General features: G+C 52.6%; 20 protein-coding genes and 1 riboswitch. Of the genes, 13 read left to right on the top strand and 7 right to left on the bottom strand.

Annotated elements, in window-relative coordinates:
* Positions 1–206: 206 nt before the first annotated feature.
* Together ACYVBJ_RS00395 and lysA are read right to left on the bottom strand one after the other, a co-directional pair.
* Positions 207–920 (bottom strand): YebC/PmpR family DNA-binding transcriptional regulator, encoded by a 714-nt coding sequence (locus tag ACYVBJ_RS00395; protein WP_460980324.1) that lies wholly within the window; start codon positions 918–920, stop codon positions 207–209.
* Between the two features lie 86 nt (positions 921–1,006).
* Positions 1,007–2,269 (bottom strand): diaminopimelate decarboxylase, encoded by a 1,263-nt coding sequence (lysA, locus tag ACYVBJ_RS00390; RefSeq protein WP_460980323.1) that lies wholly within the window; start codon positions 2,267–2,269, stop codon positions 1,007–1,009.
* A 73-nt stretch (positions 2,270–2,342) separates the two neighbouring features.
* Between lysA and ACYVBJ_RS00385 the strand changes: the two genes are divergently transcribed.
* The 7 genes from ACYVBJ_RS00385 (at position 2,343) to ACYVBJ_RS00355 (ending at position 9,835) form a co-directional block, all read left to right on the top strand.
* Positions 2,343–3,710, top strand: coding sequence for an alkaline phosphatase D family protein (locus ACYVBJ_RS00385; protein ID WP_460980322.1), 1,368 nt, complete (start codon positions 2,343–2,345; stop codon positions 3,708–3,710).
* A 59-nt stretch (positions 3,711–3,769) separates the two neighbouring features.
* Complete coding sequence (locus tag ACYVBJ_RS00380) at positions 3,770–4,498, top strand: glucosamine-6-phosphate deaminase (RefSeq protein ID WP_460980321.1); 729 nt, start codon at positions 3,770–3,772, stop codon at positions 4,496–4,498.
* 53 nt (positions 4,499–4,551) lie between these two features.
* Positions 4,552–5,877 carry an NCS2 family permease gene (locus ACYVBJ_RS00375; RefSeq protein ID WP_460980320.1) on the top strand — a complete coding sequence of 442 codons (1,326 nt, stop codon included), beginning with the start codon at positions 4,552–4,554 and terminating at the stop codon, positions 5,875–5,877.
* 71 nt (positions 5,878–5,948) lie between these two features.
* The gene (locus tag ACYVBJ_RS00370; protein WP_460980319.1) at positions 5,949–6,755 is read left to right on the top strand and encodes a 5'-methylthioadenosine/adenosylhomocysteine nucleosidase; all 807 of its coding nucleotides are present in this window, start codon (positions 5,949–5,951) and stop codon (positions 6,753–6,755) included.
* Positions 6,756–6,945: 190 nt separating this feature from the next.
* Positions 6,946–8,154 carry an amine oxidase gene (locus ACYVBJ_RS00365; RefSeq protein WP_460980318.1) on the top strand — a complete coding sequence of 403 codons (1,209 nt, stop codon included), beginning with the start codon at positions 6,946–6,948 and terminating at the stop codon, positions 8,152–8,154.
* A 93-nt stretch (positions 8,155–8,247) separates the two neighbouring features.
* Positions 8,248–9,339 (top strand): lipase family protein, encoded by a 1,092-nt coding sequence (locus tag ACYVBJ_RS00360; RefSeq protein ID WP_460980317.1) that lies wholly within the window; start codon positions 8,248–8,250, stop codon positions 9,337–9,339.
* Between the two features lie 67 nt (positions 9,340–9,406).
* Positions 9,407–9,835 (top strand): hypothetical protein, encoded by a 429-nt coding sequence (locus ACYVBJ_RS00355; RefSeq protein ID WP_460980316.1) that lies wholly within the window; start codon positions 9,407–9,409, stop codon positions 9,833–9,835.
* 24 nt (positions 9,836–9,859) lie between these two features.
* Here the strand turns inward: ACYVBJ_RS00355 and ACYVBJ_RS00350 are convergent, their stop codons facing one another.
* From ACYVBJ_RS00350 to ACYVBJ_RS00335, 4 genes are all read right to left on the bottom strand, one after another.
* On the bottom strand, positions 9,860–10,588 hold the full coding sequence (locus ACYVBJ_RS00350; protein WP_460980315.1) for an esterase family protein: 729 nt from the start codon (positions 10,586–10,588) through the stop codon (positions 9,860–9,862).
* Positions 10,589–10,662: 74 nt separating this feature from the next.
* Positions 10,663–11,271: a GDSL-type esterase/lipase family protein gene (locus ACYVBJ_RS00345; protein ID WP_460980314.1), complete on the bottom strand. Its 609-nt coding sequence runs from the start codon at positions 11,269–11,271 to the stop codon at positions 10,663–10,665.
* Between the two features lie 21 nt (positions 11,272–11,292).
* The gene (locus ACYVBJ_RS00340; RefSeq protein WP_460980313.1) at positions 11,293–12,357 is read right to left on the bottom strand and encodes a homoserine O-acetyltransferase family protein; all 1,065 of its coding nucleotides are present in this window, start codon (positions 12,355–12,357) and stop codon (positions 11,293–11,295) included.
* Between the two features lie 77 nt (positions 12,358–12,434).
* The gene (locus ACYVBJ_RS00335) at positions 12,435–13,748 is read right to left on the bottom strand and encodes an O-acetylhomoserine aminocarboxypropyltransferase/cysteine synthase family protein (protein ID WP_460980312.1); all 1,314 of its coding nucleotides are present in this window, start codon (positions 13,746–13,748) and stop codon (positions 12,435–12,437) included.
* Between the two features lie 197 nt (positions 13,749–13,945).
* A riboswitch (SAM riboswitch) is annotated at positions 13,946–14,064 on the bottom strand.
* Between the two features lie 189 nt (positions 14,065–14,253).
* On the opposite strand from ACYVBJ_RS00335, the gene ACYVBJ_RS00330 reads away from it, so the two are divergent.
* From ACYVBJ_RS00330 to ACYVBJ_RS00315, 4 genes are all read left to right on the top strand, one after another.
* Positions 14,254–14,580 carry a DciA family protein gene (locus ACYVBJ_RS00330; RefSeq protein ID WP_460974836.1) on the top strand — a complete coding sequence of 109 codons (327 nt, stop codon included), beginning with the start codon at positions 14,254–14,256 and terminating at the stop codon, positions 14,578–14,580.
* 474 nt (positions 14,581–15,054) lie between these two features.
* Positions 15,055–17,799 (top strand): DUF1553 domain-containing protein, encoded by a 2,745-nt coding sequence (locus tag ACYVBJ_RS00325; protein WP_460980311.1) that lies wholly within the window; start codon positions 15,055–15,057, stop codon positions 17,797–17,799.
* The gene (locus ACYVBJ_RS00320; RefSeq protein ID WP_460980310.1) at positions 17,796–19,280 is read left to right on the top strand and encodes a DUF1501 domain-containing protein; all 1,485 of its coding nucleotides are present in this window, start codon (positions 17,796–17,798) and stop codon (positions 19,278–19,280) included. Before ACYVBJ_RS00325 ends, ACYVBJ_RS00320 begins: the two co-directional genes overlap by 4 nt.
* 93 nt (positions 19,281–19,373) lie before the next feature.
* Complete coding sequence (locus tag ACYVBJ_RS00315; protein WP_460980309.1) at positions 19,374–20,159, top strand: alpha/beta fold hydrolase; 786 nt, start codon at positions 19,374–19,376, stop codon at positions 20,157–20,159.
* A 1-nt stretch (position 20,160) separates the two neighbouring features.
* Here the strand turns inward: ACYVBJ_RS00315 and ACYVBJ_RS00310 are convergent, their stop codons facing one another.
* A complete protein-coding gene (locus ACYVBJ_RS00310) occupies positions 20,161–21,222 on the bottom strand; it encodes a GntR family transcriptional regulator (protein WP_460980308.1) in 1,062 nt (353 codons plus the stop codon).
* A 465-nt stretch (positions 21,223–21,687) separates the two neighbouring features.
* Here ACYVBJ_RS00310 and ACYVBJ_RS00305 point away from each other — a divergent pair, with 465 nt between their 5' ends.
* Together ACYVBJ_RS00305 and ACYVBJ_RS00300 are read left to right on the top strand one after the other, a co-directional pair.
* Positions 21,688–24,759 carry a SusC/RagA family TonB-linked outer membrane protein gene (locus ACYVBJ_RS00305; RefSeq protein ID WP_460980325.1) on the top strand — a complete coding sequence of 1,024 codons (3,072 nt, stop codon included), beginning with the start codon at positions 21,688–21,690 and terminating at the stop codon, positions 24,757–24,759.
* Positions 24,760–24,859: 100 nt separating this feature from the next.
* The gene (locus tag ACYVBJ_RS00300; protein ID WP_460980307.1) at positions 24,860–26,377 is read left to right on the top strand and encodes a RagB/SusD family nutrient uptake outer membrane protein; all 1,518 of its coding nucleotides are present in this window, start codon (positions 24,860–24,862) and stop codon (positions 26,375–26,377) included.
* Positions 26,378–26,613: the final 236 nt, after the last annotated feature.

The following is a 26,613-nucleotide window of genomic DNA, read 5'->3' as shown; positions in this document are numbered from 1 at the left end:
GGAGCTGCCCAGCGGGTTGTACTACTACCAGGTGAGTGTGCGCTACGGGGTGCTGGACCGCACGGCGCCCCCGCAGGTGCTGAAGGGCTGGGTGCAGCTGCTTAGAGAAAACGTATCCCTTAAATAAAAAACACATAAATCATACTTTAACAGAAAAGCCAGCCCCTCTCAGGTGCTGGCTTTTCTGTTAAAAACGCATAACAAGCTTATCGCATGTTATGATACACCGTCTGTACATCGTCGTCTTCTTCGATGCGTTCGATCAGCTTTTCAACGTCAGCAGCTTCTTCGTCCGATAGCTCTTTGTAATCGTTGGGGATGCGCTCGAACTCCGCTTGTTTTATGTCGTACCTCTTTTCTTCGAGGAACTTCTGGATAGCCCCAAACGCGGTGAATTCGCCGTAGATAACGTACTGGTTGGTTTCTTCATCGAATTCAACCTCGTCCCCACCGATGTCGATCAGTTCCAGTTCAAGCTCTTCCTGATCAACCCCTTCGGCCGGAATCCGGAAAACCGACTTGCGGTCAAACATGAAATCCAGCATGCCCTGGGTGCCGAGGCTACCGCCCAGCTTGTTCAAATAACTGCGAACATTAGCTACCGTCCGGTTGTGGTTATCCGTAGCCGTTTCGATTACTAGAGCAATTCCGTGCGGAGCGTAGGCTTCGTACACAATCTCTTTATAATCCTCCTGCTCTTTCGACGACGCTTTTTTGATGGCCCGGTCCACGTTTTCCTTCGGCATATTAGCCGCCTTGGCATTCTGGATTATAGCCCGGAGCCGCCCGTTGGTATCGGGGTCGGGGCCACCATTTTTCACAGCGATGACGATGTCTTTGCCGATCCGGGTGAAGGTCTTGGCCATCTGTCCCCACCGCTTCATTTTACGCGCTTTCCGGTATTCAAACGCTCTTCCCATTGTTGTTACAGTTATGGTTCTGAGTTTATGGGGTGCGTGTTCATCTTACCACCTTAGGTACGTAAGAAACCCGCCCACCCGGCAAACTATAAGGGTTGTTCGATTATTTCTGAGTTCAAAACGGGAACGTCTACCTGACCACGTAGTAAGTCATCAAACGTTTCGCGCTTACGGATCAGATACGGTGTTCCTTCGTAAACCAGCACCTCGGCCGGACGAAACCGGGCGTTGTAGTTTGAAGCCATACTGAACCCATACGCGCCAGCATTCTCAAACGACAGCACATCGCCCGGACGAACCTCCGGAAGCGAACGGTCGGTGGCAAACGTATCGGTTTCGCAAATGTACCCGACAACGGTGTACGTTTGCTCGGCACCCATCGGGTTCGATACGTTCTTGATGTCATGATACGCATCATACATCATCGGCCGAATCAAGTGATTGAGCCCCGAATCGACGGCGACGAACGTCCGCGATGGATTCTCTTTTACAAGGTTGGTGCTGACGAGCAGGTGTCCGGATTCGCTGACCAGGAACTTACCCGGCTCAAACCAAAGTTCAAGTTCACGACCGTATTGCTGGCAGAACGCCTGAAACGTCTCCGACACTTTAGCCCCTAATTCAGCCACATCCGTCACATAGTCCCCGTCTTTATACGCGACTTTGAACCCACTGCCGAAATCGATGAACGTCAGGTCTGGATAATCGCTGGACAAGTTAAAAAGCACTTCAGCCCCTCGTAAGAACGCGTTTGCATCCTTGAAATCGGAGCCGGTATGTATATGCAGGCCGACAATATGAATCTGGTACTGCTCAACAAGCTGCCGAATTTCAGATCGTTGCAAAATCGAAATCCCGAACTTCGAGTCTTTGTGCCCCGTTGAAATCTTTATGTTTCCGCCTTCGGCGATGTGGGGGTTTATCCGGATGCTCACCGGAACAGTGCTCCCGTACGTTTGTCCGACCCATTCCAGCAACGGCAGGCTATCGACATTCAGTTGCAGACCGAGGTCAACAGCCTCCCGAATTTCGTCGAACGAAACTCCACTGGGCGTAAACATGATCTGACCAGGCTCAAAACCGGCGAGCAGTCCCAGGCGGGCCTCGTTCACCGAAACCGAATCCATGTCAACGCCTTGCTGCCGCATGAGCTTCAAAATGGACAGATTCGTCAGTGCCTTGGCTGCGTACTTTATCTTTAAGTTGACACCGGCGAATGAAGACCGGAGCAAGCCGATTTTTTCGATAATTTTGTTGGCATCATACACATAGACTGGCAAGCCGAACTCATCAGCAATGGCCAGTACGTCAACACCCTGAATAGTATATTGTTGATTCTCCAGTTGCATTTGTCCCGAATTAGGGTGCAAATATAATTCTTTCGTCTTTGTCTTGCTGATAAAGACTGCTAATGACTGCTTTATGAAATACGTTCTTTTTCTCTGGTATGCCTTCGCTTCGGGTATCGGTCTGGCTCAAACACCGCTTCAGAAACAAAAAGCGCCCAAAACAGCCCTTCCCGCAACAGGACTGATTCAATCCGGACCAATGGTTGGTTATTCGGACATGCGCGAAGTGATGCTCTGGGTACAAACCAAACAGCCCGCCCGCGTGCAGATTCGCTACCACGAAGTAGGAAAACCAACACCCAGTTACGTAACCAACGCAATCCGGACCAACGAACAAGCGGCTTTTACAGCCCACCTGCTCGCCGACAAGGTGGAACCCGGAAGAAAGTACGTGTACAACGTGTTGATCGAGGGGCGAACGGTGAGCCTGCCCTACCCGACAACGTTCCAAACCCAAAGCCTGTGGCAGTGGCGGACCGACCCTCCGACCTTTCGCTTCGGCGTCGGAAGCTGCACCTACGTCAACGAACCTGAAGTCGACCGCCCCGGCACGCCCTATGGGGGTGGCTATGAGATATTCACGGCCTTATCCGCTCAGAAACCTGATTTCATGCTCTGGACCGGCGACAATACGTATACCCGCGAAGTGGACTGGAACAGCCGGTCCGGGGTGCTGCGTCGGTATACGCACACGCGCTCCTTACCCGAAATGCAGCCGTTACTGGCTGCCACCCATAACTACGCCATCTGGGACGATCATGATTACGGCCCGAATGACTCGGATCGTTCGTACTGGCTGAAAACGACCACGCTCGACGCCTTCAAACTTTTCTGGGCTAATCCAAACTTTATCTTTCCGGAAAGCTGCGCCGGTACATTCTTCTGGAACGACTGCCAGTTTTTTATGCTCGACGACCGGACGTTCCGGGCACCCGACGACATGGCCGATGGGCCGGAGAAAGTGTACTTTGGCGAGAAACAGATGCAGTGGCTGCTTGATGCGCTGATTTCCAGTAAGGCTACGTTTAAATTTATCGTTACGGGTGGTCAGATCGTAAACCCGACCAAGGCATTCGAAAATTACGCCATCTACAGCACCGAGCGCGACCGACTGCTGAAGGCCATTGCCAACGCTAAAATACCGGGCGTATTGTTCATCACCGGCGACCGTCACCACAGCATTCTTCATAAGCTGGAACGTAACGGTACGTATCCACTCTACGACGTAACGATTTCACCGCTGACGTCGGGGCCCTCGCAACCCCGGGCCGATGAACTGAAGCAGCCTACCTATGTCGACGGTACGCTAGTCGGCGACCGTAACTTCAGCATTATGACCGTCACCGGCCCCTTAAAAGATCGTGTCCTCACCATTAAAGTCTACGACCAGAAGGGCACCGAACGCTGGAGTCGAGATATCCGGGCGAATGAGTTAAACTAGTTATCAGTCGCCAATGACTATCGATAATCCTGAATGACAAGTAACAAACCATCCCTTCCATGACCCTGCAAACCTTTCCTGACCACGACGCCCTTTCTCAACACACCGCAGAACATATCGCGGCTCTTGTTAATCAAACACCGGATGCCCTGCTTTGCCTGGCCTCGGGCGATACGCCCATCGAAACGTATCATCGCTTCGTTGCATTGGTCAAAGCAGGCCAGGCCGATGTCAGCCGTTGCACATTTGTCGGATTAGACGAGTGGGTGGGTTTCGGTTCGGATGATTACGGCAGTTGTTCGTATTACGTCTTTCGTGACTTGTTCACACCGCTCGGACTACGCCCTGATCAGGTTCATACGTTCAACGCGAAGGCAACCGATCTTGCCGCGGAGTGCGCTCGTATTGACGCGGTTATCGATGCGCACGGCGGACTGGATCTGCTGCTGGTGGGTATGGGTATGAATGGCCACATTGCCCTGAATGAGCCGGGTACGTCCTGGGCACTCGGTTGTCATGTAGTCGAATTGGCAGAAAGCACGAAGACCGTCGGGCAGAAATATTTTACGACTGAAACAACCTTAACCCAGGGGATCACCGTTGGCCTTCGCCATTTGACTCAGGCCCGGGAAGTGATTCTGCTAGTGAGCGGCCCGAAGAAAGCGCCCATGCTGGCCGAAGCCTTAACGGGACCAGTCACCGATCAGGTACCGGCCAGTATCCTGCAAACGCATACAAACGCGCAGGTCTGGATCGATGAAGATGCGGGAAGCCAACTCAGTCAGTAGTTGGCATTCAACGTTATATCTCGTATGTTCCGCAACGAATACCCCCTGGAACGATGAACGACCAACCAATGACCGCCAGGAAAACATCGACGCGTACCGAAGTTCTGGCCGGTGTGTCGACCTTTCTGGCAACGATGTATATCATCGTTGTTAACCCATCCATTCTGAGTCAGGCCGGTTTGCCGTTCAGTGGCGTTCTGACCGCAACGATTCTTTTGTCGTTTTTTTGCAGTCTCATGATGGGATTGTATGCCCGCAACCCAATTGTCGTGGCACCCGGTATGGGCATGAATGCCTTTTTCACGTTCACCGCGGTAAAGGGCATGGGCCTGCGGCCCGAAGTTGCCTTAGGGGCGGTGTTCTGGGCGGGCGTATTATTCCTGCTTTTATCGATCGGCAATATTCGTTCGTCCATCGTACGCGCCATTCCGTCTCCTTTACGTTTTGCTGTTTCGGCCGGTATCGGTCTGTTCATTACGCTGATTGGCTTCGAGAACGCCAAATTCATTGTCGCTAATCCGGCAACACTGGTTGGCATCGCCCGCTTCAACGATCCGGTTGTGCTGACGTTTGTGTTCGGATTGTTGTTGACCAGCATTCTGGTCGTGCGCGATGTACCGGCCGCCATTATCATTGGCATCGTTGTAACAACCTTAGCCGCCTGGCCGATCGGTCGTTTCTGGGGCGACGCGTCCGCCATAAATTTTGGGCAGAAGACCTTAGTTAATTTTCAGGGCATCTGGGCCACTCCCGATTTCAGCCTGCTCGGACGTCTCGATCTAGCAGGATCGTTGACGTGGGCACTCTGGCCAGTCATTTTTGCGTTTGCCTTTACCGACCTTTTCGACAGCGTATCTACGTTTGTCGGCGTGGCCGAAGCGGGTAACCTTCACGATCCCGATGGGCAACCCCGCAACCTGAACCGTGCGATGCTAACAGATGCCTTGGCCACCACCCTCGCGGGTATTCTGGGCACGAGTCCGGGAACAGCCTACATCGAATCAGCGGTGGGTATTGCGCAGGGTGGACGTACTGGTCTTACGGCGGTAGTCGCGGGCTGTTGTTTTTTGCCGTTTTTGTTTCTATCTCCTTTGCTCTCGGTGATTCCCTCCATTGCGACGGCTCCCGCGCTGGTGCTGGTTGGTGCATTCATGATGAAACCCATTACCCGCATCAATTGGAACAAGTTAGACGATGCTTTACCAGCATTTCTGGCCTTAGTACTGATTCCATTCAGCTACTCCATCACACAAGGGCTGATCTGGGGCTTTCTGTCCTGGACGGTGATAAAAGTTGCCGTTGGCAAAGGCCGGGACGTATCGCCGGGCTTGTGGGTCGTTGACGCGTTCTGTTTGCTGGCCCTCACCGCTGGCCACTAAACCGGCCAGTTCAGATCAGTAGCCCAGCCGATCACCACAGGAATACCAAAATCATGTGAGATATTTGTGAGATGAAATATGCTCTGCTTTCGCTGTTACTCACCGTTCAGGTCGGTTTAGCCCAGGATTACAAGCCGCAACCTGTTACAGCGCTGCTTGGCGCCTTTGACGAAGAAGTTAAACTCGTCCAGCAGTCGCTCAACGATCCTGTCACGAAGACGATAAACGGCCTGACCTTTACCAGCGGACTGATTGGCAGCCACCGGGTGGTTGTCGCCGAAACGGGGATTGGCAAAACCAATGCCGCCATGACCACGGCGTTCATGCTCGCTTATTTTCAGCCTGAACGGGTGATCTTCACGGGCATTGCCGGGGGCGTAAACCCCGATCTTCAGCCGGGTGATATTGTCGTAGCGAAGCAGACGGGCTACCATGATTACCACAGCGTTACGTTCGATCAGAAGCCAACCATCCAAACCCGCGACGCTGTCAGCAAACAAATGAATCCGGCTTACTTTCCGGCCGATTCGGTACTGCTTCAGAAAGCATTGGCAGCCGTGAAGAAAACCGATTTTGAGCGAATTCCGGCTACGTCCCGTCCTCCATCGATCATTACGGGTACGGTTGTAACGGGCGATGAATTCGTTAACTCCGAAGCCCGCGTCGCTCAGCTACGTACCGACCACAAAGCCGATGCTACCGAGATGGAGGGAGCCGCTGTAGCTCAGGTTTGTTACCAGCTGCGTGTGCCCTGCGTGGTGATTCGCAGTCTAAGCGACAAAGCAAACGGCAACGCCCGGCAGGACATGCTTACGTTCTATAAGATTGCGGCCCGCAACTCGGCCAAGCTCGTGCTGGCCATCGTTAACAGCCTCTAACCCGGTACGGGGCAGCGAGTTCGCTTGTGTGTTTCGATAAGAACAGACGAGCCAATTATAGCATTAGGCCATGATCTTTTAGTCCATTTCGTCAACACTTGTCCCCTTGCCTAACAAAAGCCGCTGGCCTTTGATGACCAATGGCTTTTTTATGAACTTTGATGAACACACAAGCCCAATAGACTAACTGATGCCTCTAGATACATCCTCCTCATTTACTAATCCTTTTCGATCGTTCTGGTGGGCAGGCTATGAATGCACAGACCAACTCAACTGTTTTGGAAACCGCGTCGATTTTTTACCCTTAACGGGTCATCTGCAGCGTTTGGAAAGCGATTACCAAGATTTGAGCCCGTTTAACATACGTACTGTGCGCGAAGGCGTTCGCTGGAGCCAGGTCGAAAAAATGCCCTATCGCTACGATTGGAGCGTTGTCGAGCGAATGCTCCAGGAAGGCCATCGACAGGGTATTCAGCAGGTTTGGGATTTATGTCACTTCGGCTACCCCGACGACCTCACTCCGCTCCACCCTATGTTTGCCCGGCGGTTTGCCGCTTTTGCGCAGGCGTTCGTGCGGTTCTACCGCGACCGCTACCCCGACGATGAACTGATCGTCACGCCTATTAACGAGGTAAGTTTCATGTCGTGGTTAGGGGGTGAAGCGCGGGGAACCTCGCCGTACTGCGTTGGCCAGGGCTGGGAAGTGAAATATGGGCTGATGCGTGCCTATATCGAAGGCGTTGCGGCCATGCGCGAACTGGATCCCGGCGTACGTATTCTCACCACTGAGCCGCTCGTGCAGATCGTGCCGCCTTTAAATGCGACCGAAGAGGAGATTCAGAAAGCGGCTGAGGAAGATGAATACCAGTTTCAGGCCGTTGACATGCTGGCGGGCCGTATGTGCCCGGAACTGGGTGGCTCACCGGATTATCTGGATATTCTCGGCTTTAATTATTACTACAACAACCAGTGGCTGCTGGGTCTGGGCAGTTTTCTGCCCTGGAACGATACGCCCCCCGACCCGCGCTGGATCCTGCCCAGGAATCTGCTCATCAAAGCCTACAGGCGCTATGATCGCCCGATTGCCTTAACCGAAACCAGTCACCCCGGTATTGATCGGCCAGTCTGGATCGACATGATCGGCCGCGAATGTGCGGCCGTTATCGAAGCGGGTATTCCACTCTGGGGCGTGTGTTTGTACCCCATCATCGACCGCCCGGACTGGGATCATCTTGACCACTGGCACCGGTCTGGTTTGTGGGATGCCGACCTGACCGTTGAACAGCCTACCCGCGTGTTGCATCTGCCCTACGCAGATGCTTTACTAAAAGCGCAGGAAACGGTACGTAACGCCCTGGCCAGGGTTGATCAACCAGCAGAAAAGTTGATTGCACTTTAGTGGCTCGGCAAACGGTTTATTGATCGTAACTGAAAAGTGGTAACTTGGTGCCGCGTCATGCACCAGGTTACTTCACGTTTAAACGGGCTGTTGATGAAACTGCGACTACTGAGTTACTACGTTGTTGTAAGTCTTCTTTACGGAACGAGCGCATTCGGCCAAAAGCTGAAGCCCGGTTTTGATAAGGCCGAATACATCGAGCTTTTAAAGGTCTCGGCGCAGTTTGGCGACTCTACATACGTTAAGGCATTTCCGGCTCCACAGCAGTTTACACTTACCTACCGATCACCCATCATTGGCTTAGACAACCGCTGGGATTTATGGACCGACAACCAGGGGAAAGCCGTATTTAGTCTTCGGGGCACAACGGCCAATAGCGTGAGCTGGCTCGCCAATTTTTACGCGGCTATGGTCCCCGCAAAAGGTGAACTCCAGCTCGATAGTACGCAGAAATTCACCTATGAACTGGCTTCGAACCCCAGGGCGGCTGTACACGTCGGCTGGCTGATCAGTACCGCTTTTTTAGCGCGCGATATACTGCCCAGGCTTGATTCCTGCTATCGGCGCGGCATAAAAGACATGATCATCATGGGGCATAGCCAGGGCGGTGCCATTGCTTTTCTCCTAACGGCTCATCTCAGGAATCTACAGAAGCAAGCCAAGATTCCAGCTGATATTCAGTTCAAAACGTACTGCAGCGCGGGGCCAAAGCCGGGAAACCTGTATTTCGCGTATGAGTATGAAGCCGCTACCCAAAACGGCTGGGCTTACAACGTCGTCAACTCCGCCGACTGGGTTCCTGAGGTACCGATTTCGATTCAGACGATCAACGATTTCAATACCACCAATCCGTTCAAAGGCGCTCCCGCTTTGATTAAAAATCAGAAATTGCCGCAACGTATCATTCTCCGGCATGTTTACAACAGTTTGAGCAAACCGGCCCTGAAAGCGCAGAAAAACTATCAGAAATACCTGGGCAGAGTGGCTTCCAATACGGTAAAGAAAAATCTGACGGGTTACCTGCCACCTGAATACTACAACAGCAATGATTACGTCCGAACTGGTAACACGATCGTTCTTCTGGCTGATACCGATTATCTCAAACAATACCCCGATAGCAAAGAGAAAATCTTTACCCACCATTTTCATCCACCCTACCTGTATCTGGCGAATAAGCTGCCTTAGTTATGCAGGTAGCTCCAACCCTTCCATTAATCAGCGGGTCACTGGAGAAACATATCTGAATATAGTCATGAACTACAGACTCATCTGCCTGCTCCTGATCGGGTTAGGCTTATCGGGTTGCCGGGATAGCAGTCCTGATCTGGTGAAAACCATTGATCTGAAATCGTTCCGGCTCCAAACGCCCGAGGATTGGCACGCCCTACCCGGAGCAGGAATTGACTCGCAGGTTGGTCGAATAACGAATGGCCGGGATGAACTGACGTTCGATTACGGCTGGTACTCGTATAATTTCAGGAATGAGATGCCACCTGACTACATTCGAACCAACACCACCATTGATGGACAGGCAGCGCTGGTCGTTCGGCCAAAACAGCCCGGAAAAGGAGTCATCGGCGTCTATATTCAGACGAACGCCCAAAACAAGCTGGTCCTGAGCGGCAGGAACATAAAAGACGAAGAAACCGTAGTCAAAATGTTTGATTCGATTCGGTTTTAAGTCAATTCACTGCCGAATAGTAAGCTACAAATATAGCGGTACCATCTTCTGCCAGTCGTCGGCGCGGTGAGCGCGGCCATTCCAGATGTGTAGCTCATGCGGAATTTGCTTTGCTGAAAGGGCCTCGCTAAGCGCCAGATTACTGTTCAGGAAAGGGTCTTCGGTACCGATGGTCATAATGATCTGCATCCGACGCAGCTGAACCAGTACATCCTCATCGTTGAGGTTAGGCAGGAAATGGTTGGGGCTGTTGTAATAGATTTCGTCGTCGTAATAATCGTCGAACAGGCCGCGAAATTCGGCTACGGGTTCCGACAAATCATACCGACCGCTTAAGGCAACCACTTTTCCAAACCACTGCGGGTGCCGAAAAGCAATATTTACGGCATGGTACGCTCCCAGGCTGCATCCGTGCGCAATCATGAAAGGCTGGGGGTTTTTCAGCCGCGACAGGGGCAGAACTTCGTGCAGGATGTATTGCTCGTACTGACCATGCCGCCGGATGCGATCCTGCGGAGGGGCGTACTTGTTGTAAACGCTTTCCTGATCGACACTATCAACGCAGTAGAGCTGTAGCCACCCATCCTCCAACTGCTGAGAGAGCGCCCCCACTAACCCGAAATCCTCGTAATCGTAGAAGCGCCCTTTGCGGGTTGGAAAAACGAGTACGCGCGCTCCAGCATGACCAAAAATGAGTAACTCCATGTCTCGGTCTAAATTGGGACTGAACCATTTATGATACTCACGATGCATAGTGTCGGCCGTAGATTAAGGCGAAGTTCCGGTATTTAGGTTAAACAAAGCGTCTTTTCTCCATGAAGAAACTGTTAAAAACCAGCGTAGTTTTCTAACAGCACCCGTTGCCAGACCTTGTAACCAGCCGAATTCAGGTGTAAGCCATCCGCTTCAAACAACTCCCGGCGTGGTCGGCCATCGGGGCTCAGCAACGGCGACGTTGTGTCAATTACCTGCCAGTTGGCATACCGATTAATCTCCTGAGTAATCATTTTGTTCGCCTGGATAATATCTTTGGCCAGATTCCAGCGAGACGGGCTAACCTTGATCGTCATATAAGCCAGAGGCACACCCGGCAACAGGCGACGTACCTTTTCGGCGAAGGCACAGAAAAACAAATATACTTCCTCCGGGTGCCGTCCGTCGCCCAGGTCGTTGTCGCCCGCATAAAACGCGATGGACTTGGGGGCGGCCGGGATCAGTAAGCGCTCACAGAACCAGGCACAGGCAGCCAGCGTTGAGCCGCCAAAGCCGAGATTTAAGGGGGTTGTCTGCGGAAAATCGGTTGCTAACGTAGTCCAGAGTCGCATGGATGAGCTGCCATAAAACACAACGGGACCTTCTGCCGGGAGCTGTTGGTTACGTACTAATGACTGAACGTTTGCCTCTAGCTTTCGGACTTCTTCTTCGTACCAAATCATAGGTTGACTTCAAAAATTAATCTACTGCGTGTCTTTGGCGGTTTCAACCGTTTTTTTTGATGCCTGTACGGCAGCCGCCATCCACTTTCGCAGAATACTGGCCAATGGCCGGAATTCGATCAAAAATCCGTCGTGGCCATATAGCGAATCAATTTCTTCGTAGGCCGCATCGGGAATGTGTCGGGCCAGAAATTGTTGTTCAGAAGGAGGAAATAAGAGATCGGATCGAATGCCAACAACAAGTGCACGAGCCCGGATCTGTCCCAGTGCATTCAGAATGCTGCCACGGTTACGCCCCACGTTATGCGAATCCATCACCTTCGAGAGCGTCCAGTACGTAAAGGCGTTGAAGCGGTCGGCTAATTTATCACCCTGATACCGCTGGTAGCCCGCGGCTTTGTAGCCATCCAGCTGCTCATTGTTATCGAGGGCCTGCGTAAATCCATACGTATCGTAATTCCGGTACGAGATCATGGCCATAGCCCGGGCCGCTTTCATACCTGATACGCCGGCATCGGGGCGCTTTTCGGGCCAGGTCGGATCAGCTTCGATGGCCATACGCTGCGCTTCGTTGAACGCAATGCACCAGGGCGAGGCTACGGCACTCATGGCAATCAAGACCAGATTTTTAACCAGGGATGGTTGCATAATAGCCCATTCGAGCGCCTGCTCCCCCCCCACTGACCCACCAATGCAGGTTTGAATGGTTTCAATGCCCAGTTCCTGACGTAACAGATCCAGCGCTCCCACCATATCCCGGATGGTTAAGACAGGGAAGGTATGATAATACGGCTGACCCGTGGCCGGATTTACCGACAAGGGGCCGGTAGAACCGTAGCAGGAACCGAGTACGTTTGCACAAACGATGAAGTGTTCAGCCGGATCGAAATATTTACCTGGTCCGACCATACCGCCCCACCAGTCGCCCGCGTCGGCAGTACCGGTCAAGGCATGACAAACCCACACGACGTTCGACCCATCGTCGTTCAACGTACCGCGCGTGGTATAAGCCAGTCGAAAACCAGACAGCGTTTCACCGGATTCCAGCGGAAACGAGTATTTATAATCGAAATATTGGAGGTCCAATGCAAAAAGGTTTACGAAAGGTGGTTTACGAGTCATAGCTAAATACCCTGCCATAACTCATAAACCACCCCTCAGCACTACGTTAATACCGGCTCGGCAATCTTGGCAAACGCCTGTTCCAGATCGGCTTTAATGTCGTCGATGTGTTCGATACCCGCCGAGATACGTAACAAACCGGGTTCTACGCCCGCCGTCGACTGTTCCTGCTCGCTCAGTTGCTGGTGGGTCGTTGAGGCTGGGTGAATGATAAGTGTTTTCGAGTCGCCGACGTTCGCCAGGTGACTAATCAGCTTCAGGCTGTTTACGAACTGATCGGCCGCTTCTTTGCCGCCTTTCACTTTGAACGTAAAGACGCCCCCAAAGCCGCGTTTCAAGTATTTCTTGGCTAGTTCGTGGTAGGGGCTGCTTGCCAGACCCGGATAATTCACCACCTCAACCTGCTCGTGCGATTCGAGCCACTCAGCCAGCGCCTGCGCGTTCTGCACCGTCCGGTCGACACGTAGCGAAAGTGTTTCCAGACCTTGCAGCAGCAGGAACGAGTTGAACGGGCTGATAGCTGGACCCCAGTCGCGCAGGCCTTCGACCCGGGCGCGGATAATGAACTGAATATTACCGAACGGACCGCCGACGCCAAACACATCGCTGAACACCATGCCATGGTAGCCTTCCGATGGTTCGCTGAACTGCGGGAATTTGCCGTTCCCCCAGTTGTAGTTGCCACTGTCGACGATAACCCCGCCGATGCTGGTGCCGTGGCCACCGATCCACTTCGTTGCCGACTCAACCACCACAGCCGCTCCGTGCTCGATCGGCCGGAACAGATACCCACCTGCGCCAAACGTATTGTCGACGATGAGGGGCAGATCATGTTCTCTGGCAATGGCCGCTATGGCGTCGAAATCGGGAATGTTGAAACCAGGGTTACCGATCGTTTCGAGGTAGATCGCCTTGGTCTTCCCGTCGATCAGGCGGGCGAACGACTCGGGCTTGTCGCCATCGGCAAAACGGACATCGACGCCTAACCGCTTGAACGATACTTTGAACTGATTATACGTACCGCCGTACAGGAACGACGTCGAGATAAAGTTGTCGCCGGCCGCTAAAATGTTGTTCAGGGCAATGAACTGAGCCGCCTGCCCCGACGCCACCGCTAAGGCCGCTACTCCGCCTTCGAGCGCAGCAATCCGCTTCTCGAACACATCCGAAGTAGGATTCATGATGCGGGTATAGATATTCCCGAACGCCTTTAGAGCAAACAAATCGGCTCCGTGCGCCGAATCGTTAAATACGTATGAGGTAGTCTGGTAAATAGGTACGGCCCGCGAGTTGGTCGTTGGGTCGGCTTCCTGACCAGCGTGGAGCTGTAAGGTATCGAAATGCAGTTGAGACATGGTTTTGTTGGTTATAGTTCACTAAAAAAATGGTAGGCTGGGTAAGGCTGACATAGATGAAGGCCAGCGGAACGATGCAGCGACAGACCGCTACATAGGCGCACACGACACCTCTCCCGGTGTACGTAGCGAAGTTGGAGAGTGCTTAGTAGGCCCCTGAAGGCATACAGCGTCGATTGTAGAGCATGTGAGTTTTCGATTTATAGTCCCTAACGATCCGTCGAAACGGTTGCTTTAGGCAGGAGTTAGCACCTTGCCATGTGGTAGGTTGCCAGCGGTTCACAGAGCCTGATCTCTCCCCGCTTCTTTATAAATCAACGCGCACCGAAGATAAGAAAAGCGATGCGTAGCAATTGACTTGATGCCGCAAGTATACTAGGCAAACGGGGCGATTCCAAACGCAGCCCGGTTTTTCTATCGGCCATCTTAATTTTTCGCTTAATGCCGCAGCAGACCTTTGTTTAGTTCGATCGTTGCTTATTTTTGTGCTAAGACTGCCGTACTGATGAGCCACACATACCGATACAATCGCGATAACGCCACCCGAATGGCGGGTACTACTACCTTAAAAGACGCGATCGGGCAACTCTTAAAAACGTACCAACTGCAAACGCGCTTTAACGAAACCTACCTCGAAGCATTCTGGGGCCGAATGATGGGACCAGCCATTGCTTCCCGGACAAATCGGCTTTATGTGCGCGACCGGAAGCTACATATCGAGATCGCGTCTGCTCCGCTACGTAACGAACTGGTCAACGCGAAGCAAAAGCTGATTCAGTTGGTAAATAAGGACATGGGCTCCGATGTAATCGACGATGTTATCTTTATCTAGCCTTCCTGCCTTCAGGTAAACCAATATCATACATCACTTTACTAAGCCAGCACCTTTATTGAAGGGCTGGCTTTTCTGCTATTGCAGCGAGCGCCTTTATGCGCTGTCGCTAACGCTGCCCTTCTTATTATCTAAAAGCGGATTGGGTTAACCTGTAAGTCGGGCACCGGGCGTAACCAAGTACGTCAAAATACGTTTGAGTCACCCCAGATTTAGCCCTGTAAGGGCGGTTTGTCAATAGACGGACAATTCTTCGACCAACTAAAGCTTCGTAGGAGCGGTATGTGTATGGATAGACATGCCGCTCCTACGAAGCTATCAAACCACCTCACTTTATCCCTCTGTGAACATACCATTCCTACGGGGCTTAAATCCCTATCTCAAAATCTAATTCGAACGGTAGATTACACCAATTCCACCTTTTACTCAGTAAGTCCATAGTTGATAATAAAGCACTAACTGCCCGTTCGCTTTATGAAAAAGTGGTGGCTTATTGGCATACCAGCATCCGTACTTTTTGTGGTTTACGCCATAAACGGCCTGCGTACGGACGAACGGATCAGTTACAATCAGCACATCCGCCCCATCTTCAACGCCAAGTGCATTACGTGCCACGGCGGCATCAAGCAGAGCGGAAACTTCAGTCTGCTGTTTCGGGAGGAGGCACTGGCCAAAGCGAAGTCGGGGAAATACGCCATTGTTCCGGGTAAGCCTGATGAGTCAGAATTAGTAAAACGGCTGGTCAGCGATGACGCGGAACTTCGGATGCCGCTTGAGCACGAACCCTTAAGCGCAGCCGAAATCGACCTGATCGAAAAATGGATTGAGCAGGGCGCCGAGTGGGAAGACCACTGGTCCTACATCGCTCCCGACCGGTCGATCAGCCCACCCCAGGTTGGTGATCAGTTTGCCAGGAACGGCATTGACCGCTTTATCTACCAGCGACTGAAACAGGAAGGACTAAACCCATCGCCCCAGGCCGATAAAGCGACCTTACTGCGACGCGTCAGCCTGGACCTGACGGGCCTGCCATCTACCGCAAAACAGGCTCAGGATTTTTTGAACGACAAATCGCCCGAAGCGTATACCCGGCTGGTCGATCAACTCTTACGATCTCCGCACTTCGGCGAACGCTGGGCGTCGATGTGGCTTGATCTGGCCCGATACGCCGACTCGAAAGGATACGAAAAAGACCTGGAACGTAGCATCTGGCTGTACCGCGATTGGGTGATCAGGGCCTTCAATCGGGACATGCCCTTCGACCAGTTTACCATTCAGCAACTGGCGGGGGATTTGTTGCCTAAGAAGGACGTAGCAAACGCGCAAAACCAGTTGATTGCGACAGCTTTCCACCGCAACACCATGTCGAACGATGAAGGCGGTACAAACGACGAGGAGTTCCGCAATATGGCGCTGATCGACCGGGTCAGTACGACCTGGGAAGTGTGGCAGGGCACAACCATGGCCTGCGTGCAATGCCACAGCCACCCCTACGACCCCATTCGCCACGAAGACTTTTACAAGTTCCTGGCGTTTTTCAACAATACACAGGATAAAGACCTGTACAACGAAAAGCCAAAGCTCTACACGTTCACGCCCGAAAACGAACAGCAGACTACCCGCCTGATCACCTGGATCAACCAGTCATTGCCGACAACTTCGCCCTCGATTACGTCAACGGCCAGCCTGAGCGAGCAGCGTCGTGCGTTGCTTGATGCCGTCGGCTACCGACGTATCGAAGCGGAAGACTTTGACTCGACCAGCCGCCATATTGAGCTTTGGGACAACCAGACGTCGATTATGCAAACCACCGAAGGCGCTTTTTGTGCCTATGACGATGTGGACCTGACAGGCGTTACGAGCGTTACGTATCGTTACACGACTTCGTTTTCGTCGTTCCTTGAGCTTCACCTCGACCGGCCCGATGGCCCATTGATCAGTCGAACGAAAGTACCGGCAACGCAAACAGGCGATCCTGGTGCCTGGTCCAGCTGGAAAACCTTTGGTACTCATCGTGCGCCGATTCAACCGGTAACCGGGCAGCATACCGTGTTCGTTACGTTCCATAAAGACAAGGAGTTTCGCAGTGATCTGCTTCATCTGGACTGGTTTGACTTACACATCGATAAGGCCCTTTTAGATCGCAATAGGGTCCTCCGGGATTCGGTTTATAAGCTGGCGGCTGTACCCGTTGTTTCGACGCCGATTATGCTGGAACGCCCTGCTCACAAAGCGCGACCGACGCACGTTTTCATTCGGGGGAACTGGTTAACAAAGGGACAGGCAGTTCAGCCGACGCTACCCAATTCGCTGTATTCGGGTTCGGAAAACGTAAAAAACCGGTTGGACATGGCACGCTGGCTGGTTAGCCGTGACAATCCGCTGACGGCCCGGGTGATGGTCAATCGGTTCTGGGAGCAGCTTTTCGGCTACGGGATCGTGGAGACCCTAGAAGATTTTGGTACGATGGGCGCGAAACCAACTCATCCCGAGCTTCTCGACTGGCTGGCTGTTCGGTTTCAGGATGAACATCGGTGGAGCGTCAAGAAACTAGTTCGCGACATGGTCCTGTCGGCGACGTATCAGCAGTCGGCCATTGTTCCGCCCGAGCTTACCCAGAAAGATCCGCGTAACCTGTTGCTGGCGCGGGGACCGCGCGTCCGGCTCAGTGCCGAGCAGATTCGTGACCAGGCCTTAGCGGTTAGTGGTTTATTAAACAAGACATTATACGGGCCCAGCGTACGGCCTTTTAATCCAACAAACGGTGCCTGGCAGCAGGAAAAACCGGAGAATCGCCACCGTCGGGCCCTCTACACATTCTGGCAACGTACCAACCCGTATCCGTCGATGGTTACCTTCGATAGCCCCCAGCGTAACCTCTGCGTTTCCCGCCGGGTACGTACCAATACGCCTTTACAGGCGCTCACAACACTGAACGACACGGTGTACACGGAAGCCGCGCAGCGCCTGGCTACCTCTATGGATGTGAGGGGGCAAACGCTACGTCAGAAGATTACAGCGGGCTATGAGCAGGTAATGTTCAAAAAGCCGTTGCCCGCCAAACTTGACCTCTTGCAGCAGTTATACGTGCAGGCAAGCCAGCAACGTCGGCGCCGACCGAACGTCCGCCTGGCAGGTTATCAACCCGAAACCGATCTGGCGGCACTCACGCTGGTGGCCAATGCGCTGTTAAACCTAGACGAAACGCTGACCAAATGAAAAAGCTCACGCTCGCCGACGAAGCGGTGTTCAATCAGGCTACGTTTAACACCCGGCGGCATTTTCTGAAGCAATGCACCTCGGGCTTAGGGTCGCTGGCGATGCTGTCGTTGCTGGACGGTTGCGGTGCAGGCAGTTCGACGCCAGTTGCCAGGAACGAAAACCCGCTCAAGCCCCTCAGTCCCCTTCAATCGGGTAAGGCCAAGCGGGTGCTATTCATGCACATGGAAGGCGCTCCCTCGCAACTGGAATTATTCGATTATAAGCCCGATCTGGCCAAACTCGACGGCCAGTTGTGTCCGCAGTCGCTGCTGGAAGGAAAGCGGTTTGCCTTCATCAAAGGAGTGCCCAAAATGCTGGGGCCACAAGCGCAGTTTGCGCAGTACGGCCAGTCGGGTGCCTGGCTATCGGATTATTTCGAGCATCTGCCGAAGGTGGTCGATGAGCTTACCTTTCTGAAGGCCATGCATACCGACGAGTTCAACCACGCACCCGCGCAGCTGTTCATGCATACGGGCAGCCCGCGTTTGGGACGACCCAGCATGGGAGCCTGGGTGACGTACGGGCTGGGCTCGGAGAATCAGAATCTGCCGGGATACGTAGTGCTGGTGTCCGGACCAGAGCCCAGTGCGGGCAAGTCAGTCTGGGGCAGTGGTTTTCTGCCAACGGTATACCAGGGCGTACAATGCCGATCGATGGGCGAACCCGTTCTGTATATAAAAAATCCGGCGGGGGTAAGTGATACGTTACGAAAGCAGTCGATCGATATTATCAACCAGATCAATGAACTGGAACACCAGCAGATCGGTGATCCGGAGATTTTAAGCCGCATTTCGCAGTATGAACTGGCCTACCGCATGCAGTCGGAAGTGCCCGAAACGATGGACATTGCCGATGAGCCAGCGTGGGTACACGACTGGTACGGGACAAAACCGGGCGAGGCTTCGTTCGCCAATAACTGCCTGCTGGCCCGAAAGCTGCTGGAAAAAGGCGTTCGGTTCGTGCAGTTGTTCGACCGACGTTGGGATTCGCACGGTACCGACGCCGGTAGTGGCGTAGACGAAGGCTTACGCCGGAATGTACGCTCAATCGACAAACCCATTACGGCCTTACTCCAGGACCTTAAGCAGCGCGGTCTGCTCGACGATACGTTGGTGGTATGGGGCGGGGAGTTTGGCCGGACGCCGATGATGGAGAACCGGGCTGGTGACAACAACTCGCCGTTTAAAGGACGTGACCACCACATTGATGCCTTCACGATGTGGATGGCCGGGGGTGGTTTGAAAGCGGGCTATACACATGGCGAGACCGACGAAATCGGGTATTACGGTGTACGTGGCAAAACGCATATCCACGACCTACAGGCCACCATTCTGCACCTGTTAGGCTTCGATCACGAGCAGTTAACCTACCCCTTTCAGGGCCGTAACTTCCGGCTGACCGACGTTCACGGCAAAGTAATCAGGGAGGTGCTGGCGTAGGCAATATCAACATGCCGCTGCTCGATACGCTGGTGATACGTAACTTGGCATCGCCTACCAGCCGTACACAACCAGATGAACTATGTCAAGCAAATGCTTCTCGTTTTGCTGTCACTCGTGACCGTAAACGCTAACGCTCAACGTCTTGACACCTTACTTCATGTCGCGCCTTATCAGCTTCATTTTAGAGTTCTGAGAGGAAAGAACCCACCGATCCTCTTTGAATCAGGCGGAGGACAGGATGCTACCCAATGGGACTCGATTGCGACCGTAGTGCATCACCGTCTTCAGGCCACCGTAATCACGTATGACCGGGCCGGGTTTGGGAAAAGCAGTTTCGATACGCTTAACTACACGATTCTGCAGGAGATTAACTGCCTGGAGGCTGCTTTGCAGCAATTGGGTTACAGTCAATCCGATCTGCTTCTGGTTGGGCATTCGTTAGGCGGTTTCTACAACCGGGTCTATGCCGCCCGGCATCCCAACCAGGTGAAAGGCATTGTTCTTCTCGATCCGCGAATACCTTCCTACGCCGATATGCGACTGGCCAGAACCTATTTTCAAGGACTCAACCGCAAAGACTATGAAGCTGAATACATGAGCTTGTATCATCTGCTTGCCCGAATGGAACGTACCAGCAACTATGTAAGACAGGTGCCTTTGCCGCCTGCTATTCCCATTCTCGACATTATGGCAGAGCACGGTCCATTTGCGGAAGCGAAGGAGAACGAACGATTTCAGGCTGACCAGCGCAGCTTAATTAAAGGACACCGAAATCGACGTCTGCTTTTTGCAAAAGGCAGTTCGCACAACATTCCCTACGATAAACCCGCGTTAGTGATTGAGCAGATTATAGATTTTTATCAGAAACACCTTTGACTCAGAGCGACTTCCGCACAATGAGCTGAAACGGGTTCTCTACGTGCTGGAGCGTATCGTTCAGAATGAGTTCGGCCGCCGTGCGTCCCATCTGGGCAAAATCGGTCGACATGACCGTAATACCATCCAGCAGAAACTCCTTCAGGGGCGTTTCGTTGTACGACAGGATGCCGATCTCCTCCCCCACTACGTAGGGCGTACCTTTTATTTTCTTGATGAGTTCCACCAGGTCCTCTTCCATCAGGTTGATATAAGCGTGTTTGGGCTGAACAACCTCCTGCTTGATGTCGTGAATGACCCTGGCCCCAAAGCCGTGTTCGTAACAGAACTTGTAAAATCCGTTCAGAATCGCCTTGGGGTGATACGTATAGGACGGAAACAGCATCCCCAGCGTCGTGTATTTCTTCAGCAACGGCAGCGCATCCGTTAGAGCCTGATACAGATCTTTCTCAAAATTCTGAAACACGGCCGCGTACTCGCCCGATACGCCCTCCAGCAACTTATCCAGAATCACGAGTTTGTGCTTGGGCAGGCTATTGATGAGTTCATTCGCTTTTTCGCCACCCTCAAAAAAGTGGCCGATAATTACGTAGTGAGTATGGTTCTGCGCCTGGCGCTGGATTAAATCGCGAAACAGCCGAAAGTCATTGTTGTAAATAAAGAAGTCGATGGCTACGCCCGGCCCGAGTACCTCAACGAAAGAGTCGTAAATGATTTTTTTGTGGGCGCTCAGCTTATTGAAGAGCAGGAATATCTTGAGGTTCCGGCCGGTTTTGGTGTAGTTGATATAAAACCCTTTTCCTTTAACGGCTCCGATAATCTCTTTGTCCTTCAGGAGTTCATACGCCCGCTCGACAGTACCCTTCGCTACGTCGAATTCAGCGCATACTTCATGAATTGAAGGCAGCTTATCGCCCGGCAGAATGTCCCGGTTTTCTATTCCTTCTACGATCGAGTTATAGATCTGCTGATACTTAGGGGTGTTCGAATAGTCATTGATTCGAATATGGTCGAGCAGGGTGTAATGCTTCTGGGCCGAGTTGTATTCAGAATAATCGATCATGGGTAAGTTGGAAAAGAATTCGTACGCGAGTTAAGCTGTTCGCTCTACTCTCTAAAGCCTCTCTGGGACCGCCTTTACCTTACCTGGTACCATAAATCATCAGATCAAACTAGTCGAGTTCACGATGGATTTTCGCGCCAACTAACCTAGGTATCAGAAATTGACTCTTTATTATTTGAATAATTACAAAATTAGGTAAGTATAGGAAAGTTACTGCAAGAGGGGTGGTAATATTTGGGTATTGAGTTGTCTGCTTTCGGGCTATTCTAATCTTTAACCTCTCTCCTATATATTATCATCATGAAGAAACTTGGTCAACTACTAGCACTAGGTATAGTGGCTAGCTGTTCGGCAGGGCTCGCCCAAGGACAGGAAACAACACCCCTTAAGGCTAGCTTAGTGCTGAACAAAGGGCCCTTGCTGGCTAAGCATATTCCCCAACGAAGCCTGGCAGAGATCGCTCCGATGGTTTCGGATGTTTCAGTATCGGGTCGGGTAACGGATGAACAAGGGAACGGACTGCCAGGGGTTAGTGTCGTGGTGAAAGGAACAACGCAGGGGACAACTACGGACGTTGAGGGTAGATTTCGAATCTCAGCTCCCGATACTCGTGCTGTTCTGGTGTTCAGCTTCGTTGGCTACATCAAGCAGGAAATCACGGTTGGCAGTCAGCAAACCATCTCCGTTAAGCTCGCTCCCGACGACCAGACGCTGAACGAAGTGGTGGTGGTGGGCTACGGCAGCCAGTTGAAGAAGGAAGTAACCGGCGCGGTGCAAACCGTAAGTGCGCAGGAAATTAAAGATTTACCCGTTTCGCAGATCGGTCAGAAGCTGCAGGGGCGGCTGGCGGGTGTGCAGATTACCCAGGCGACCGGCAAACCCGGTCAGGGTATCAGCATCCGGATTCGCGGTCAGGTATCCGTTTCGGCCGGTAGTGACCCACTCTACGTAATTGACGGCTTTCCCATTACTGGTAACATTGCCCAACTTAACCCCGATGAAATTGAAGACATCTCCGTCCTGAAAGATGCCGCGTCGACCTCGCTCTATGGTTCGCGGGCGGCCAACGGAGTGGTACTGATCACCACCAAAAAAGGGAAACCAGGTCAGACAAATATCAGCTTCAGTGCCTATGCCGGTGTCCAGCAAGTCCCCAAGAAAGGTCGGGTGAAAATGCTGAATGCCGTTGAGTTCGCTCAATTCAAGAAAGAATTCTACGAAGACATGCTGCAGCCCGTTCCGGCAGAGTTCCAGAATCCGGCCCAGTACGAAGGTAAGAATAACGACTGGTACGATGCGTTGCTGCGCGTAGCGCCCATTCAAAGCTACAACCTGAGCATCTCCAACAATACCAACAAGTCCAACACAGCGCTGGTAGCCGGTATCTTCAACCAGGATGGGGTGGTGCTGAACAACAAATACAAACGGTACTCGCTGCGTCTGAATTCAAACTACAATCTGTCGGACCGGATCACGGTTGGTTTCAACGTAGCGCCTTCCTATGTATTCGACAATACGCCCCGCACCGACGGCGACCGCGGAAACGGGATTCTGTTCAACGCGCTGCATACCTGGCCGGTGATGCCGATCTACGATGCCAATGGCCAACTGACCAAATTCAACACGTTCCCAGCCAGTACGGGTAACATTTTTAATTACCCCAACTGGGTGCGCGCTGCCAACGAGCTGGTCAACGAAACCAGGAACACGAACCTGCTGGCGAACGCCTATGTGCAATACCGGCCGATTAACGGGTTAACCCTGCGGTCGACGATGAACATCGAGTATCAGAACTCGAAGTTTTTCTTCTTTAACCCCTCAACGGCTACCAGCGCCATTAACGTACCCATCCCGACTACAGCCGTTTCGATTCGGCAGGGGTTGGAGAATACGTCCTGGCTGAATGAAAACCTGGCTACATACGGCAAAAGCTTTGGAGATCACAACTTTGAGTTACTGGCCGGTTTCACGAACCAATTCTTCAGACAGGAAGTCACCAGAGTTCAGGCCGATACGTATGCCGATGATCGGCTGCCTACGATCCAGGGCGCGCTCAACATAAACCGGGGCGGCACCAACAACGGGATCAATCAGTGGACGCTGTCGTCTTATCTCTCCCGGCTTACCTACAATTACAAAGGAAAGTACCTGTTTACGGCGGCTGTCCGGGCAGATGGATCGTCCCGGTTCGGTGCCAACAATCGCTGGGGTACGTTCCCATCGGCTTCGGTGGGCTGGGTAATTTCGGACGAAGAGTTCCTCAAACCGATTCAGCAGGTTTCGTTTGCCAAAATCCGGGCGAGTTACGGCGTGATCGGTAATAACAACATCGGTAACTACACGTCCTATGCGCTGGTCAACAACACGACCAATGCTGTATTTGGCGGTAACGTAGCGACTGGTGCCGTTGTGACCTCCCTGGCCAATCCCAACTTAGGCTGGGAAACGACCAAACAGTTCGACCTCGGTCTTGACCTGGGCTTGTTCAACGATCGGATTCAGTTCATCTACGACTTTTATACCAAGCGTACGACGAATCTGCTTTATAACGTGCAAATTCCGCAGGAGGCTGGATTTGGATTCTTCTCCGACAACATCGGTGAGATTAAGTTCTGGGGACACGAGTTCTCGCTGACCTCGAAAAACACCACGGGCAGACTGAAATGGACAACCAACGCCAACATCTCGTTTAACCGAAATCAGGTTATGTCGCTGGCACCGGGTATCGATCGGGTGTATAGCGGCATTGGCTTCCACATCACGCAGGTCGGCAAGCCCTTTGGTCAGTTCTATGGGCTGGTTAAAGAAGGATATTATCAGACAGCGGAAGAACTCCGCACATCAGCCATCATTCCGGGTCGTTCGGCCATCGGTACCATCAAGTTTAAGGACATCAACGGCGATGGCGTAATTACGAACGGGGGCGATGCCGATGACCGGACCATTCTGGGAAGTCCATTTCCGAAGTTTACGTACGGCATTACCAACGACCTGAAATACGGCAACTTCGATCTGTCGATTACGGGCTCCGGCTCCTACGGCAACCAGCTCTGGGTACGTCATTTGTACAGCACGGCTAACCTGGACGGTGTATTTAACATGGTTGAAGGCGTAAAAGACCGCTTCCGGGTTCAGAATACCAACGTTGTCATCAACGGCACGACGACCGGGGTCGCCACCAATGTAATCACTCAGGGCGCAGGTCAGTTCGGGGCAACAAACAATGGCGGCAACTTCACAGGTATCGAGCGCGACTGGCATAGTTCGCAGTTTCTGGCTGACGCGTCGTTTTTCACGATCAAGAACATAACGCTGGGCTATAATCTGGGAGCCATGAACAGATTCTTCAAGTCGGCCCGCGTATATGCATCTGTTCAGCAGGTATATGTCTTCACCAAATACTGGGGTGGTCCGAACCCGGAAACCAGCGGAAACCAGGCCGGTGATGGCCCCGGTGATAACCTGAGTCAGGGCGTTGATTTCTCGAACTACCCGGTTCCACGTACCTACACCCTCGGTGTTAACCTGAATTTTTAATTCATCGTCATTCACTGGTCATTTGGCAGTTATTCCTGAAAATACCAATCGGATCACTACGTAATGACCAGTGAACAGCAATAAACTCATTCTGAAGTATATGAACCGTAAATTTATAGTAGCTGGCCTCCTGGCGATTGTCCTGACCGGCTGCACAAAAGATTTTCTGAACATAGTGCCTGAAACGGCCCTAAGCTCGGCAACGTTTTTTAAGACCGAAGCCGACTTTCAGCAGGCTGTCAATGGGGCGTATGTACCTTTTCGGCAGATGTATAACGAGCGGGCCTGGGTACTGGAGGAAATGCACTCCGACAACACGTACTACGCCCGCAATACGCTCTACGGCGCGGTTGACGCAACCGAGAACGTAGCGGATTTCGCCATCCCTACGGCCAATGGCGTTACGGCCAATGATAACGTACTGGTCCAGTATCGATTAAACTACGTGATCATTGCCCGTGCCAATCAGATTTTGGCACTTATCGACAGCCCCACGATTACATTCAGCACCCCGGCCAATCGAGATAATCTGAAAGGCCAGGCGCTGTTCCTGAGAGCGTTTGCCTACTTCGATCTGGTTCGGTTATTCGGTAAAGTGCCGCTGCACTTGGTACCCGTTACGGGCCGGAACGATGCCGCCCTACCCCTGTCGACAACAGAGCAGGTCTACGCGCAGATTGAAAAAGACGCAACGGACGCCAGTAAGATGCTGCTCAACAAAGCGAAACAGGAGGCAGGTCGCGCTACGTCGGGAGCCGCCAAAACGCTGTTAGCGAATCTTTATCTGACCCAGAAAAAATGGGCGCAGGTTGAAACGCTGATGCGAGACGTTATCACCAACGACGGCTATTCGCTGATACCGGATTACAACAACGTCTTCTCGACCACCACCGGCAACAAGAACAATGCAGAGTCGGTGTTCGAGATTCAGTACATGGAAGGCTCGGCTGGGTACAACGGCAACCAGATTTACCGCTTTCTACCCTCACCAATCAGCGCCGATGAGATCAAACCGATTACCGGTACCTCGAACCCCCAGCCTACGTCGCAGGAAAGCAACAATATTCCGACACCGGATCTGATTGCGGCCTACGAACCCGGCGATAAACGCCTGGACGCTTCCATTGGATACGTTACGTTAAGCGGTAGTCTGCGGGCTGATAAAAAGTACCCGTACATCAAAAAATACGCCAAGACTCATTCGCTCCACAACAACACGGGGCAGAACTGGCCGGTCTACCGGTACGCCGAAGTGTTGCTGTTCATGGCCGAAGCGCTTAATGAGCAGGGCAAAACCGGCGAGGCTGCTACGTATCTGAACCAGGTGCGCACACGGGCAGGATTAGCGGCTACGACCGCGTCGTCGCAGGCCGACATGCGCGAGGCCATCTTCAGGGAACGGCGCGTAGAGCTGGCGTTTGAGAACAAACGCTGGTTCGATCTGACCCGAACGGGTCGGGTGAAAGAGATCATTGGTGCTTACGGAGCAAAAGTAAAAGCCAATCCGGCCGCGTATTATTTCCCGGCGGGGGCGGTTCCACCACCAAATGCCTTCACCGTTCTGGATGATTACTACGGTCTGCCAGCCGTTGAAGCGGCCCTGACGCCAAACTTCTGATTCAACATACCCGCCGGTACAGGTAACTGGATCGGCGGGTATGTTCATACGCTTAACCGACAACGCTTTATCCAGCAAAAGACCTTTGTGCAGCAGCCTCTGACGTACCAGCAGCCACCCAGCCGAAGGATTGGCTTACGCAATCAGCCCGGCGACTATTCGTTAAATCAATCAGTAGAATATGCCTTATTATCGTCTCTTAGACGTATCCATGCGAACGAAGGCCTGATCGAGAC

This window comes from Spirosoma fluminis (genome assembly GCF_054778895.1).
Note: the sequence above shows the minus strand (reverse complement) of the source record. Positions and strands in the feature narration are given on the sequence as shown.

Bases quoted from the DNA above. Each gene is read 5' to 3' on its own strand.
- ACYVBJ_RS00370 (WP_460980319.1), top strand. From the start codon at position 5,949: ATGAAATATGCTCTGCTTTCGCTGTTACTCACCGTTCAGGTCGGTTTA.
- ACYVBJ_RS00380 (WP_460980321.1), top strand. From the start codon at position 3,770: ATGACCCTGCAAACCTTTCCTGACCACGACGCCCTTTCTCAACACACC.
- ACYVBJ_RS00315 (WP_460980309.1), top strand. From the start codon at position 19,374: ATGCTTCTCGTTTTGCTGTCACTCGTGACCGTAAACGCTAACGCTCAA.
- ACYVBJ_RS00300 (WP_460980307.1), top strand. From the start codon at position 24,860: ATGAACCGTAAATTTATAGTAGCTGGCCTCCTGGCGATTGTCCTGACC.
- ACYVBJ_RS00310 (WP_460980308.1), bottom strand. From the start codon at position 21,222: ATGATCGATTATTCTGAATACAACTCGGCCCAGAAGCATTACACCCTG.
- ACYVBJ_RS00365 (WP_460980318.1), top strand. From the start codon at position 6,946: ATGCCTCTAGATACATCCTCCTCATTTACTAATCCTTTTCGATCGTTC.
- ACYVBJ_RS00385 (WP_460980322.1), top strand. From the start codon at position 2,343: ATGAAATACGTTCTTTTTCTCTGGTATGCCTTCGCTTCGGGTATCGGT.
- ACYVBJ_RS00355 (WP_460980316.1), top strand. From the start codon at position 9,407: ATGAACTACAGACTCATCTGCCTGCTCCTGATCGGGTTAGGCTTATCG.
- ACYVBJ_RS00335 (WP_460980312.1), bottom strand. From the start codon at position 13,748: ATGTCTCAACTGCATTTCGATACCTTACAGCTCCACGCTGGTCAGGAA.
- lysA (WP_460980323.1), bottom strand. From the start codon at position 2,269: ATGCAACTGGAGAATCAACAATATACTATTCAGGGTGTTGACGTACTG.
- ACYVBJ_RS00375 (WP_460980320.1), top strand. From the start codon at position 4,552: ATGAACGACCAACCAATGACCGCCAGGAAAACATCGACGCGTACCGAA.
- ACYVBJ_RS00305 (WP_460980325.1), top strand. From the start codon at position 21,688: ATGGTTTCGGATGTTTCAGTATCGGGTCGGGTAACGGATGAACAAGGG.
- ACYVBJ_RS00325 (WP_460980311.1), top strand. From the start codon at position 15,055: ATGAAAAAGTGGTGGCTTATTGGCATACCAGCATCCGTACTTTTTGTG.
- ACYVBJ_RS00360 (WP_460980317.1), top strand. From the start codon at position 8,248: ATGAAACTGCGACTACTGAGTTACTACGTTGTTGTAAGTCTTCTTTAC.
- ACYVBJ_RS00320 (WP_460980310.1), top strand. From the start codon at position 17,796: ATGAAAAAGCTCACGCTCGCCGACGAAGCGGTGTTCAATCAGGCTACG.
- ACYVBJ_RS00345 (WP_460980314.1), bottom strand. From the start codon at position 11,271: ATGATTTGGTACGAAGAAGAAGTCCGAAAGCTAGAGGCAAACGTTCAG.
- ACYVBJ_RS00350 (WP_460980315.1), bottom strand. From the start codon at position 10,588: ATGCATCGTGAGTATCATAAATGGTTCAGTCCCAATTTAGACCGAGAC.
- ACYVBJ_RS00395 (WP_460980324.1), bottom strand. From the start codon at position 920: ATGGGAAGAGCGTTTGAATACCGGAAAGCGCGTAAAATGAAGCGGTGG.
- ACYVBJ_RS00330 (WP_460974836.1), top strand. From the start codon at position 14,254: ATGAGCCACACATACCGATACAATCGCGATAACGCCACCCGAATGGCG.